Annotated in this window: 10 protein-coding genes and 1 pseudogene; 8 read left to right on the forward strand and 3 right to left on the reverse strand. The window is 66.2% G+C overall.

All coding sequences use genetic code 11. From position 1 onward, the window contains the following. Window positions 1-171: 171 nt before the first annotated feature. A complete protein-coding gene (locus ABT127_RS30975) occupies window positions 172-1,095 on the reverse strand; it encodes a TauD/TfdA dioxygenase family protein (protein ID WP_351457172.1) in 924 nt (307 codons plus the stop codon). 336 nt (window positions 1,096-1,431) lie between these two features. On the opposite strand from ABT127_RS30975, the gene ABT127_RS30980 reads away from it, so the two are divergent. The 6 genes from ABT127_RS30980 to ABT127_RS31005 all read left to right on the forward strand — a co-directional run bounded on the left by ABT127_RS30980 (window position 1,432) and on the right by ABT127_RS31005 (window position 9,512). Further along, a complete protein-coding gene (locus ABT127_RS30980) occupies window positions 1,432-1,683 on the forward strand; it encodes an acyl carrier protein (RefSeq protein ID WP_351457175.1) in 252 nt (83 codons plus the stop codon). Window positions 1,684-2,191: 508 nt separating this feature from the next. After that, complete coding sequence (locus tag ABT127_RS30985) at window positions 2,192-4,183, forward strand: carbamoyltransferase C-terminal domain-containing protein (RefSeq protein ID WP_351457178.1); 1,992 nt, start codon at window positions 2,192-2,194, stop codon at window positions 4,181-4,183. Between the two features lie 94 nt (window positions 4,184-4,277). Further along, entirely contained in the window at window positions 4,278-5,570 is a 1,293-nt protein-coding gene (locus ABT127_RS30990) for a condensation domain-containing protein (protein ID WP_351457181.1), read from the forward strand. A gap of 318 nt (window positions 5,571-5,888) precedes the next feature. Continuing rightward, on the forward strand, window positions 5,889-6,662 hold the full coding sequence (locus ABT127_RS30995; protein ID WP_351457183.1) for a thioesterase II family protein: 774 nt from the start codon (window positions 5,889-5,891) through the stop codon (window positions 6,660-6,662). Between the two features lie 157 nt (window positions 6,663-6,819). Further along, complete coding sequence (locus ABT127_RS31000) at window positions 6,820-7,023, forward strand: hypothetical protein (protein WP_351457186.1); 204 nt, start codon at window positions 6,820-6,822, stop codon at window positions 7,021-7,023. 404 nt (window positions 7,024-7,427) lie between these two features. Beyond that, complete coding sequence (locus ABT127_RS31005) at window positions 7,428-9,512, forward strand: discoidin domain-containing protein (RefSeq protein WP_351457189.1); 2,085 nt, start codon at window positions 7,428-7,430, stop codon at window positions 9,510-9,512. A gap of 110 nt (window positions 9,513-9,622) precedes the next feature. Here ABT127_RS31005 and ABT127_RS39400 read toward each other — a convergent pair. Beyond that, a pseudogene (locus ABT127_RS39400) lies at window positions 9,623-9,721 on the reverse strand (DNA-binding response regulator); the annotation flags it as partial. Between the two features lie 248 nt (window positions 9,722-9,969). Next, entirely contained in the window at window positions 9,970-10,875 is a 906-nt protein-coding gene (locus ABT127_RS31015; protein ID WP_351457192.1) for an NADP-dependent oxidoreductase, read from the reverse strand. A 113-nt stretch (window positions 10,876-10,988) separates the two neighbouring features. On the opposite strand from ABT127_RS31015, the gene ABT127_RS31020 reads away from it, so the two are divergent. Continuing rightward, window positions 10,989-11,390: a MerR family transcriptional regulator gene (locus tag ABT127_RS31020; RefSeq protein ID WP_351457194.1), complete on the forward strand. Its 402-nt coding sequence runs from the start codon at window positions 10,989-10,991 to the stop codon at window positions 11,388-11,390. Window positions 11,391-11,578: 188 nt separating this feature from the next. Next, the gene (locus ABT127_RS31025; protein ID WP_351457197.1) at window positions 11,579-11,818 is read left to right on the forward strand and encodes a hypothetical protein; all 240 of its coding nucleotides are present in this window, start codon (window positions 11,579-11,581) and stop codon (window positions 11,816-11,818) included. Window positions 11,819-12,178: the final 360 nt, after the last annotated feature.

The raw sequence follows: 12,178 nt of genomic DNA on the forward strand, positions 1-12,178 counted from the left end.
CAACGGTGCGCATCGCCGTTGGCGCGCCACGGCGCCGGTTCGGCTCGCTTCCTGGAGCACCGAGGAGACTCACTGCGTCCAGGACCGGGAACCGAACCCGTGCGATGGCCGGCCGACCTGGGGATCGGGCGGCTTTCGCCCATGTGGCGGGGGCTCAGCCGTTGGTGATGCTCAGGTCAGCGCCTCGAACCGGCCCCCCATGAGGGAGCGCGAGCCAAAGCCATGAGGCCCGCTGAGCGCATCGCCGACGACAGTGGTGCGATGGACGATGCGTTCTTCCCCGAACATGAGGCCGTCCACCGGTCCGGCGTGGGCCACGGAGCGGTTGTCCCACATGACGAGCGTGTCCTTCTCCCAACGGACCCGGGCATGAATCTCGTCTCGCCCGGCGAGCTCGTCAAGGAGGAAGTCCAGCAAGGCCTGGCTTTCGCGGGGCTTGAGACCTCGGATCGACTGCAGGAACACGGTGCTGACGTACAGGCTCCGTTCCCCGGTCTCCGGGTGGACGCTCACCAGAGGGTGGAGTGCGGCGAAGGGGCCGGCCGGCTTGCCGTCGGAGTTCGGCTGCGGTGATGGATTGTGCCGGGAGTGAATGGCCTGCAGGGTGTCGAGGTAGCCCCGAAGAGAAGGGGACAGACCGGCGTAGAGCGCTTCAAGGTTGGCGAAGAGTGTGTCCCCGCCCGCTTCGGGTATTTCCAGGCCCCGCAGGATCGTGATGGAGGTGGGGTTGACGACGAAAGTGCTGTCGATGTGCCATTCGGTACGAATGCGCCTCGGTACGCTCGCGCTGAGTGGATTTGCGACCGACTCCTTCAGTCCTGGGCGGTCTTCCGAGAGCACGGTACGCAGTACGGCGGGGGCCTCGGGAAGCCCCTTCACGATGGGGTGGGCTGCCGTGGCCCCGCCAAAGGCATCGGTGAGTGCCACGTGGCGTTCGTCGTCCATCGGCTGATTGCGGAAAACAAGGACTTTGTGGCGAAGCAGGGCTTCGCGCAGGCGTGCGACGACGGTCGACGGCAGGTCGGCCGTGAGATCGACGCCAGTGACCTCCGCGCCGGTGATGGGCGTGAGAGGCCGAAAGGAAATGTCTGACATCGGCACCCCTAGTGATGTGGTTACACGGTGAGCTGCCGGCGGACATTACCCTAGATGAATTGACTGCAAGGCAAGGTCGTTGCGTATGTCACACACCCACGTTGGATGCCCTTGCCGCGCCATGCAGTCCACCCCTTGAACTTAGCCATCGCCTTACTTGCAGCGCACGCCTCAGGCCGCTGAACTACCGCCGCCAGAGGGCGAGTTGAAGGTTCACAGCGGGCATCAACACCACTATCAACCTCGCACATCCGAGGGGTTGACGCTCCTGATCAAGCACCATACGATCGCTGGACTCGACAGCTCTTGCACGTAACGAGGATCTGGAAACGCTGAATGTCGAACGAACAGTCAGATGCGTTGATGTCCGAGATTTCTGAAATATTCAGTCCCCTTGAAGTCTCACGTGACAGCACTTTTGCCGACCTCGGCGCCACGTCCGTTTCACTGCTTCGCCTGATGGTATCGACGCAGACCAAGTTCAACGTCGATATTGACGTTGTCGACATGTTCACGGTAGATACTGTCGGTGAGTTCATCAGTCTCGTCGAAGAGCGGATCCCTCAGACTGAGATCACTACGAAGTAATTCCGGCTGCCATAAGCCTGAGCGTTCCCGAATCAACACAGGTGGGCATCAATATCGGCTTGTTCAGACGGAGTCGAGCTGAACCTTCTCATTCCGCATTCCCAATGCGCTGCGCGTAGGCAGTAGCAGATTCGGTGGGGATTACGGAGTATGTCACCGGGCGATCGACCCGAGTGTCCGGCGCAGTCGCGTCCGCTCAGCACGGCAGCCAAGACCGGTACCCCGCCCGGGCGCCGCAGCCGCCGAGGAGTCCGGCGGGTCCGCAAGGACTGGGCCGGGCAATCCAGAGGACAGACCCGCACGCCGGTACACAGTGGCGGATGGAGTCGCGTCCGTGACCGGTACGACGTCGCGGATGTGGCCGCTCCTTCCGCGGGCGCCCGTGCAGCCCGTACCTGATCGGCGGCTACCCCCTCCAGTCCGGTCCGGTCTCGGACGTTCGGCCAAGGCCGACATCGACATCACGAGTCCATATGAACACTCTTGCTCTACCGTAAAAGGGGAACCCGTGACCGTGCGCTCAGATGCGACGTACTTTCTGTCCAGCTACATTTCCCCGCCAGACAGCCTGTCTGTCATCGCGCCACGGCATGACCAGAACATCGCGCTATGGTGTAGTCGTGATTCCCAGGTCGAGCTTGTCAGGGTGTGGGAGCTGGAGCGTATCAGTGGGCAGAAGCACCATTTCTGGCCTCTCTTCACCGTCGATCGATACAACCGTGTTCTCTCCGAGCTGCTCGCCACCGAGGGACTGACCCTCGAGGACGTGAGCACGTCTTGGGGCACACCCGGGCTGCCTCATCACACAGAGATTCAGTTGCCGGCCGACAGCGAAGAGTTTCCGGTGCACAGCCTTGCCCACCTCTACAGCGGCCTGCTCCTTGACTCCGAGGTCTTTCGAAACGAGACCATCATCGGGCTCGCGCTGGACGGCCGCCCGGACTTCGGTCTTGACCAGACGAGCAAGAAGTACTGGTACACGGGCTGCGTTTCCGACAAGGGCAACGTCAACTTCGCTCCGGTGGAATCGCCGGCTCCCATCTATGACGCCGCCTCGACCGAGTTCTCCAAGGAGCCCGGCACTCTGATGGCTCTGGCCTCGGCGTGCCCCACAGAGATCGCCTTCGACACCGAGGCAGCCGTGCAGGACTTGCAGCTGTTCGGCGGTCGGCGTGTGCCGCTGGTCGACACGCTTCCCTTTGTTCAGGGCATCGTTCGGGAGGCCGAATCCCAGCTGAGGTCCCGTGAGTTGGACAGCCGCTTCACCGAGCAGGAACACCTTCAGTCCGCCGTGATGAAGGTGGTCCAGACGGCCTGCGAGCTCGTCATGGTGCGCAACGTCGATCAGCTGCTCGCTTCGGGAGGGGTCGACCCGCGCCAGGCGTACCTCTCCCTGAGCGGCGGCTTCGCCCTCAATTGTCCGACCAACTCCTTCCTCCTGCGTCGCTACGGCTTCAAGGGCCTTCTCATTCCTCCGTCTGCCAACGACACGGGGCAGGCACTGGGGATCGGCCTCCTCGGATTCGTGGGAACGGGTCAGCTCCCTGCCGCCGATTTCTGTCTGAAGAGTCCCTACTACGGCTCCGAAGCGACGGACATCGAAGCCGCGTTGAAGCACTTCGATGACTTCATTGATGATGTACAGGACTTCACGGAAGCCCAGTTCGTCGAGGACGTTTCCCGGGGACCGCTGGTGTGGGTGGACGGGGCGGCGGAGATCGGCCCGAGGGCGTTGGGCCATCGCAGCATTCTTGCCGATCCCCGTTCTTCTCAGTCGAAGGACCTGCTCAACGACTGGAAGAGTCGGCAGTGGTGGCGCCCTGTGGCTCCGATCGTCCTGGAAGAGCACAGTGGCGAATGGTTTGAAGACCCGTGGCCCTCGCCCTACATGCTCGAGACGGCATACGTGCGCGAGGACAAGCGCGATCTGGTGCCGGCCATCCTCCACCTCGACAATTCTGCTCGCCGTCAGACGTTGACCTCCGAGACGAATCCTCTTCTGCACCGGGCGATCGAGGCGTTCCGTCAGAGCACCGGAATTCCGATGCTCTGCAACACGTCCCTGAACGACAAGGGCGAACCGATTGTGGACACGGCGGCGCAGGCCCTGAACTTCGCCATCCGCAAGGGTGCGTCCGTCGCCTACATATCCGGCCGCCGGGTGCAGTTGCGCCCGGACGCCCAAAGCCCGCGGTCCGCCCCCACGGAACGTCACCCTCGTCGCGAAGATCTCTTCGCAGGCCAGGAACAGGACCGTGACAAGATCTGGGAATCATGGCTCGAGTCGGGCTACAGCACCACGGCTATGGTTCTGATGTCCCGCTCCCCCGAGCTGCGCGATCAACAGTTGGCCAAGCCCTCCGTGGTCAACCAGCTGGCCGACGTCGCGACCGCTCGGGACGAGAGCGGCACGCTGGCGCTGGCCGGAGACAAGCATTCCCGTATGTTCGGGCCGTCCGCAGTCTTCGATCCTGCTTCCCAGGAGGGTGCGGCCTTCTGATGACGTTTCCCTGTGATGGACAGGCGGCGCCAACGCCGCAGCCGGGCGACGGCAAGCCTCTCGACGGCCAGTGGGCAGTCCCGGAGGTTCAACGGTGAGCGACCTTCGGTCCGGAGCAGTGACCTACGGTCAACTGTCGGTCCTGCGCTCGCTGGAGACGCATGGACCGGACCACCAGTCGGTCGCCAATCTGGTCAGCGTCTGGGAAGTGCCGTTCGGTGTCGGGGCAGCCCAAGTGATGGACGCCTGGCTGCAGTTGGTGGAAGCGCACGAGTCGCTGCGGACCATGTACGAACTGGGTATCCCCACGCCGAAGCAGAAGGTTCACCCCTACCGGCCGTCCAAGGTGGCTGTGGTGGAGCTTGCCGAGGACAGCTTCTCGGCTGCCCTCCAAGTGGGCGCCACGTCCGCAGTCGAACCCATTGACATCGAGACCGACCTGCCATGGCGCGCTTTCGTCACGACCTACCAGGGTGATGCGCTCTACCTGGTCACGGTGATCCATCACGTGGCAGCGGACAACGGCGCGTTGAGGGTTTTGGAGGAGCAGTTCGGCCGGCTTCTGGACGGCGGGGTGCTCGGCCCGGTGGTCCAGCCTCTGGAGATGGCACAGGCGCAGCAGGAAGAGTCGGGCTCACGCAGCATCCGACACTGGATCGAGGTCTGGGACCAACTCGCCCCGTCAGACCGAGATCCGGCCGACCCCAGTGAGCGTCGCAGGGCGTCCCTGTACAGCCTCGAGGCTCTGACCGCCGCGCAGGCCCTCTCCAAACAGCTGAAGATCTCGGTTCAGTCCGTAGTGCTCGGCGTCGGCGCGCTCGCGCTGGCACGACTCAAGCAGACTGAGCGAGTCACGTTCGCGCTGATGGCCGCCAACCGACTGACCGATCGGTGGGTGCCACTGGTCAGTTCACTCAACCAGTTCGCCCCGGTGACCGTCGCGATCGCCGAGGAAGCCGACCCGCTGGAGTATCTGCGATCCGGATACCTCCAGTCCATGAGCGCCTACGTCAACGGCTGCTACGACGTCGACGCCCTCAAAGCCGGCCTGCAGCAAGCGGGGCGACAGGAGGCAGACCCAACTGCTTTCGCCAAGCATTTCAACTTCCTTGGTGACGTGGACTTCGAGCCTGACGCAGGATCATCTCTGCACACGGGAATCCAGTGGCGTTCGTCCACCCAGCGCTCCGGGCCGAACTTCCATCTCGCGGTAGCGACCGGGAAGGGGCTTCTCATCGGCGTGGGAGCAAGTTGCGACTATCTCGAGGGGAATCTCCCAGCCGTACTCGCTGCTTCGATCGAGGCCGGACTGGTCAATATCGCCGGTGGATCCGCGACAAGCTTGGGAGCGGTGTCACTGGACGCTCTTCCGCAAAGGACTGTCTGACGGATTGCGCTGAGCGGGGGAACTATTTGGTTCCCCCGCTCAGTTGCTTTCCCTGAACAATGGGCGAGGCAGGCTCAGAAACCTGCGCAGACACCGCGAAGTCGCTTCTTCATCAGTAACACCTCCCTACCTCTGGCGACTATAACGACAGGTGATCGGAGAAGGGAAGAAGCTTCCCTTCCGGACGGACCGATAGGCGAAATAGGCTGCTGTCGGACCCTGTTGGTCCTTCAGCACAGCTACCTGGTGCTTGTGAACGCCCGAGTCTGCCGCCCCTGGCTGTCCACGTCACTTATCGACCAGTAGGAACGGAACCCCATGCACTCCGCATCCCCGCAAACGACGCAGAGCTGGGTTCGGCCGATTCCCGGCCGGACCCAGCCCGGTGGCCTTCGGCTCTTCTGCTTTGCCTACGCCGGAGGCGGTACCTCGGTCTTTCGGGAGTGGGGCACCGGACTCCCGGACGGGGTCGAGGCCTTCGCCGTACAGCTGCCAGGCCGGGAAGACCGCATCCTCGATCAGCCCATCACGGATCTGAACGAACTGCTGGATGATCTCGTCCCCGCACTACTGCCCCACCTGGACCGTCCGTTCGCGTTCTTTGGCCACAGCATGGGGGCCATCGTCAGCTGGGAGCTCACGCGGACACTCCAGCGCCAGCAGGGACTTGAGCCGACTCGTCTCATGGTGTCAGGCTGCCGGGCACCGCAGCACCACGAATCATGGTCACTGAGCGAACTAGACCTTTCTGATGATGCACTGGTCAATGAACTCCGCCGCCTCAACGGCACGCCTGAGGAACTGCTACAGAATCCAGACTTTGTCAGCTTCATCTTGCCTACTTTCCGAGCTGACCTCTCACTCTTCGCCAGCTACGTCTACCGTCCGGGCGAACTCCTCAACTGCGCTGTCTCGGCGTTCGGCGGCAACGCAGACCCTCAGGTGAGCGAGGACCACGTCAAGGCCTGGTCGGAACTGACCACTGGCCCGACCGAGGTGGAGATCTTCCCCGGCGGTCACCTTTTCCTCAACAGCGAACGACAGAACCTGCTCCGGAGCATCAGCCATGCCCTCCCGGACCTCGATCACTGACTGCCGGCGAGGGATCCCAGCACCCTGGCTTCACTCGTTTGCCATGGCGGCCTGCGGCCGCGTCTGTCGCGATGGCCTGCCACTCGGCAAATGGGCTGGAGTGCACTGATTTCATCCGCTTCCTGGTGGCGGAATCCGGAGCGGATGGTGATCTCCAGTGCGCCTCCAGGTACGCCGACGTCCGGGTGGCCAGTGCCCTTTCGGCAAGCGGGCGGGCGAGGTCGAGGCGGCCGGTGTCGCGGTGCGTGCGTGCCAGGACTTCAAGGGCGTCGGCTTCGTTGCGGCGCTCACGGTGCTCCAGGAAAAGCCGCAGGACCTGGGTGCCGTCGGCCAACGCCGCCTCGTAATCCCCCGGCCGTGACGAGCCATAGCCCGGTTGACCAGCGGGCTGATGGCCTCCGGCCTTGGTGGCGCAGCAGTCGGCGGACGCCAGCAGCCCGAGCCGGAGCGCCCGACGAGCACAACAGCATCGGCGATACTGCGGGGTGGCACCCAAACCTCGTTGGCGCAAGCGGCCTCGGCCCTCGTGCGAACCTTCATTTCCTGAACGCGATCTGTGACACGGGGGGTGCCTTCCGCGCACTCCGTTCAAAGTCTTGACGGGTTCACGGGGACGCCGCACCATCGGTCCGACCGGAGAGCGCTCTCTCATTCGGCGACCAACCCGCAGGAGACGCCGTGAGTGGAAGACCCCCGCACCACTCGTTACGCCGCTCGACCCGAAGAACCGTCCGCACCCCACTGTTCGCCCTCGTCACCGCGCTGTTGGCGACCCTTCTCCTGGCCGTGGTCCAGGCGCCCGCCCAGGCCGCCGGCACACTGCTGTCCCAGGGAAAGCCGGCGACCGCGTCGTCCACCGAGAACGGCGGTACGCCCGCTTCCGCCGCGGTAGACGGCGACAACGCAACCCGCTGGTCCAGCGCCGCGTCCGACTCGCAGTGGATTCAGGTCGACCTCGGCTCCACCGCCACCGTCAGCCAGGTGGTCCTCAACTGGGAAGCCGCCTACGCGAAGGCGTACAAGATCCAGGCGTCGACCGACGGCACCACGTGGACGGACATCTATTCCACGACCGCGGCGACCGGCGGAACCCAGACTCTGACCGTCAACGGGACCGGCCGCTACGTGCGCATGTACGCGAGCGCCCGAGCCACGCAGTACGGCTACTCGCTGTGGGAGTTCCAGGTGTACGGTACCGCGGGCAGCGGTGGCACCAGCTGCTCGACCACCAACGCCGCGCTGAACAAGTCCGCCACGTCCTCCTCGACCGAGAACGGTAGCACCCCGGCATCGGCCGCCGTGGACGGGAACAACGGGACCCGCTGGTCCAGCGCCGCTTCGGACCCGCAGTGGCTCCAGGTCGATCTGGGGACGAAGCAGAGCATCTGCGGCGTCCAGCTCAGCTGGGAGGCCGCCAGCGGCAAGGCGTACCAGATCCAGGTCTCGGACAACGGCACCACGTGGACCACCGTCTACCAGACCTCGACCGGTGCAGGCGCGACCGAACTCCTCACCCTGACCGGCTCCGGCCGTTACGTGCGCATGTACGGGACCGCCCGTGCCACGCAGTACGGCTACTCGCTGTGGGAGTTCCAGGTCTTCACCACCGGGACGGCACCGCCGGACGGCGGCAACGCGGTCCTCCTCTCCTACAAGAAGCCCGCCACTGCCTCCAGCCAGCAGGACGACGCCCAGTGCGGCGGCTGCACCCCGGCCAAGGCCGTCGACCACGACCCGGCCACCCGCTGGGCCACCGCGGCGGGAAGCGGCTGGAGCGACCCCCAGTGGATCACCGTCGACCTCGGCGCCAGCGCACACGTCACGCAGGTCGTTCTTCAGTGGGACCCGGCCTACGCCAGCGCGTACAAGATCCAGGTGTCGTCCGACAACACGAACTGGACCGACATCTACTCGACCACCACGGGCAAGGGCTTCAAGCAGACCCTGGACGTGAACGGCACCGGCCGGTACGTGCGAATGTACGGAACGGCGCGCGGCACCGCATACGGCTACTCCCTGTGGACCTTCGACATCCTCGGCACCGGTGGCGCCCCGACCGCCCCGCCCGCCGACCCCCCGAATCCGGGGAATCCGCAACACATCGTGTTCCAGGACGAGTTCAACACTGCGGCCGGCACCACCCCGGACTCGGCCAGGTGGACCCAGGACACCGGTCCCGGCGTCAACGGTGAGCTGGAGTACTACACGAACGGCAAGAACACCACCATGGACGGCGCGGGGAACCTCGTCATCGAGGCCCGCAAGGAGGTCACACCGGGGTCCAACTGCCCGACGGATCCGCTGTCCGGCTCGACCACCTGCCAGTACACCTCCGGCCGGATCAACACCTCCGATCACTTCAACTTCACGTACGGGCATGTCGAGTCACGGATCAAGGTGACCGGCACGCAAGGGCTGTGGCCCGCGTTCTGGCTCCTCGGTTCGAATTTCAAGACCGGCACGCCGTGGCCCGCGTGCGGCGAGATCGACATCATGGAGCACATCGGCAAAGTCCCCGACACCGTCTACTCGACGATCCATGCCCCCGCCTACAACGGTGCGGGCGGCTACGGCTCGCCGTACCAGGTCGCGGGCAGCGACTTCTCGTCAGGCTTCCACACCTACGCGCTGGACTGGGACTCCGGTCACATGACGTTCTCGGTCGACGGCAACGCCTTCTTCACCGTCGCCCGCTCCACCCTGGAGACCACGAAGGGACCGTGGGTCTACGACCACCCCTTCTACATGATCCTCAACAACGCGGTGGGCGGTGACTGGCCGGGCGCGCCCGACGCCTCGACCGTCTTCCCGCAGAAGATGCTGGTCGACTACGTGCGTGTCTCGCAGTAGGGGCCGTTCCCTCAGTGCGGCGGGGTGCCTCGGGTGTCCCGCCGCACTTCGCCGGTTGAGGGTGGCGCGCTGTGGGTGTCACCCGGTGCGACGAGTCCGGTTTCGTAGGCGAGGACGACGTCGGGTTGCAGTGCGCGAACGGCGGCCACGGCCTGGGCACCGTCGGAGGCCTCGCCCACGACCTCGATGCCGCGAGCGGTGAGGATCATCCGGAAGCCGGTGCGCAGCAGTTCCTGGTCTTCAGCGTCAACCAACGGAGCCAGGCCGTAGTGGTCCGGCTGTGCCAGGTACTCGAAGACCTGGGCCGCCGAGGCGGCAACGGTGGCTCTGCGGCTGACCCCGCCGTGAGGCATGGACACATCATGGCGCAGGTCCCCGAGTGAGCGGCACGGGCCGGCGGTCCGGCCGTCCGGGCGCCGCGGTGGCTTCCGCCTCGCGGGCCCGGACGCGTCCGGGATCAGACGGTCACCACGATCTTCCCCCGCACGTGTCCGCGCTCGGAGGCGGCGTGCGCCTTCGCGATGTCCTCCAAGGGGTAGGACTGCTCGATGCGCGGCACGTAGCGGCCCTGTCCACCGAGGCGGGCGGCTTCGGCCAGGAGCGTGGAGTCGTTGACCGCGTTGGCCACCCGGACGCCCAGCCGCTGGGCGTTCACGTGGTCGGCGACCGTCACCACGCGGTCCGGGCCGCCGGCGATCTCGACCAGGTCGGGCAGGGAGCCGGAAGCGGCGGCGTCGAGGACCAGGTCGATCCCGTTCGGGGCCAGGACGGCGAGGCGCTCCGACAGGCCCGCGCCGTAGGTGACGGGAACGGCGCCGAGGGAGGTGAGGTACGCGTGGTTGCGCTCGCTGGCCGTCCCGATCACGGTGGCCCCCAGAGCGCGGGCGATCTCGACCGCCGCGCCGCCGACGCCTCCGGCAGCCCCTTCGATCAGCAGGGTGCGCCCCTCCAGGGGGCCGAGCGCCTTCAGGCCGCCCAGCGCCGTCACGGACGCCAGGCCCGCCGCCGCGGCCTCCGCGTCGCTCCAGTTGGCGGGAGCGGGGGCCCAGGCCGAGAGGACCGCCAGCTCGGCCGTCGCGCCCGTCACCCCGCCCAGGCCGAAGACGCGGTCGCCGATGCCGACCGAGTCGACGCCCTCACCGATCGCGTCCACCAGGCCCACGGCGTCGCGCCCCGGGATCGCGGGCAGATCCACCGGCAGGAAGTCGCGCACCGAGCCGTTGCGCACCTTCCAGTCGACGGGATTGACGCCGGCCGCCGTGACCCGGATGCGGATCTCACCGGGACCGGGCGACGGGTCCGGGGCCTGCTCGACGACGAGGGTGTCCGTACCGCCGTACTCGTGGTAGCGGGCTGCACGCATGATGACCTGCCTTGCTGGTGCGAATGGCTGGAATGTCCTGACGTCCACTACGCTAAAACCTGACGTTGACGTGAGGTGCAAATCGGGACGTCGGCCGGGAGGAAGGAAGAGTCATGCGGATCGGTGAGGTGGCCCGTCAGTCCGGTGTGAGCGTGCGGGCACTGCGCTACTACGAGGAGCAGGACCTGCTCCGGGCCGACCGCAGCGCCGGAGGCCAGCGCCAGTACCCGGACTCCGCGGTCGACCGGGTCCACCTGATCCAGCAGCTGTTCGCCGCCGGTCTGCCGAGCAGGTCGGTGCGGGAGGTGCTGCGCTGCGTGTACTCCGGCTCGGTGGCACCGGGCCTTCTGGATCAGCTGGAGAGCGAGCGCGCGCGGATCAGCGAGCGGATCACCGACCTCGTCGCCGCGCGCGAACGGCTCGACGCCGTGATCGCCACCACCCGCAACCCTCCGCCCGAATGCACCCACGGCCGGGCACCGGGGGCCCCGGCCGGCAGCGCCGCAGCCGACTGATCAGCACCACGAGGTGGACCCACTCGGCCGGCCCGGAGCGATTGGCCTAGACCTGTTGTGCATTCAATGACTGCCCGCTAGGTTCGTCACGGCTGCGCAGCCGATGCACCGGAAAGGCCAGCACGACCCGTACATCACGTATCGACATGCTCTGCGCCGAAAGTCCGGCGCCTTCAGAAGGGCTTGCCATGTACCGTCGTATCGCCGCTGCCGTCGCCACCGTCGTAGCCGCATCCGCGCTCGCCCTCGGAGGTGCGGCCACCGCCGAAGCCGCGCCGCCCGGGTTCTACGCCCGCAGCCACCACGCTTCTCTCGCCGAATGCAACGCGGCGGGCCAGGCGGGCCGCAACATCTGGGGCGCCCTCTACTTCTGCGAGCCGTTCGGCCCCTCGCGGCCCGACGTCTACGTCCTGTGGGTCCGCTACTGAACCACCGCCGCCCCTGACGATCCACGAGCAAGCTGCCACCGGCCGGCGCGGACCAGAAGAGTTCCGCGCGATCGGCCCACGGACGCCGTGGAGCAGTTGACGAGAGGTGCCTGACGATCCTTCAGGCACCTCTCGACCTCGCACCACCCGGCTGCGCGGGCACCGTCGCCCTGCCCCTTGCCGCCCCGCGCGGAGAGCAGGCTCGAAGACGCAGGATTCGGCCGAGTACGGTCGGCCCGGCCCCTCACCCCTCCCCCGCGAGTGACTTCACCGTCGGAGCCGCAGTCGCCTCCGGCGAGCCGCTCGCGCGCCGCGGCCGGGCGCACCGACGGCCCCCAAGTCGTCGCGTCGCGAACAGAG

Origin of the sequence: Streptomyces sp. NPDC001904 (assembly GCF_040297005.1) — a bacterium.
Taxonomy (GTDB): Bacteria; Actinomycetota; Actinomycetes; order Streptomycetales; family Streptomycetaceae; genus Streptomyces.

Excerpts from the sequence above, each read along its gene's own strand:
- ABT127_RS30975 (WP_351457172.1), bottom strand. The coding sequence starts at position 1,095 with ATGTCAGACATTTCCTTTCGGCCTCTCACGCCCATCACCGGCGCGGAG.
- ABT127_RS30980 (WP_351457175.1), top strand. The coding sequence starts at position 1,432 with ATGTCGAACGAACAGTCAGATGCGTTGATGTCCGAGATTTCTGAAATA.
- ABT127_RS30995 (WP_351457183.1), top strand. The coding sequence starts at position 5,889 with ATGCACTCCGCATCCCCGCAAACGACGCAGAGCTGGGTTCGGCCGATT.
- ABT127_RS31015 (WP_351457192.1), bottom strand. The coding sequence starts at position 10,875 with ATGCGTGCAGCCCGCTACCACGAGTACGGCGGTACGGACACCCTCGTC.
- ABT127_RS31020 (WP_351457194.1), top strand. The coding sequence starts at position 10,989 with ATGCGGATCGGTGAGGTGGCCCGTCAGTCCGGTGTGAGCGTGCGGGCA.
- ABT127_RS31025 (WP_351457197.1), top strand. The coding sequence starts at position 11,579 with ATGTACCGTCGTATCGCCGCTGCCGTCGCCACCGTCGTAGCCGCATCC.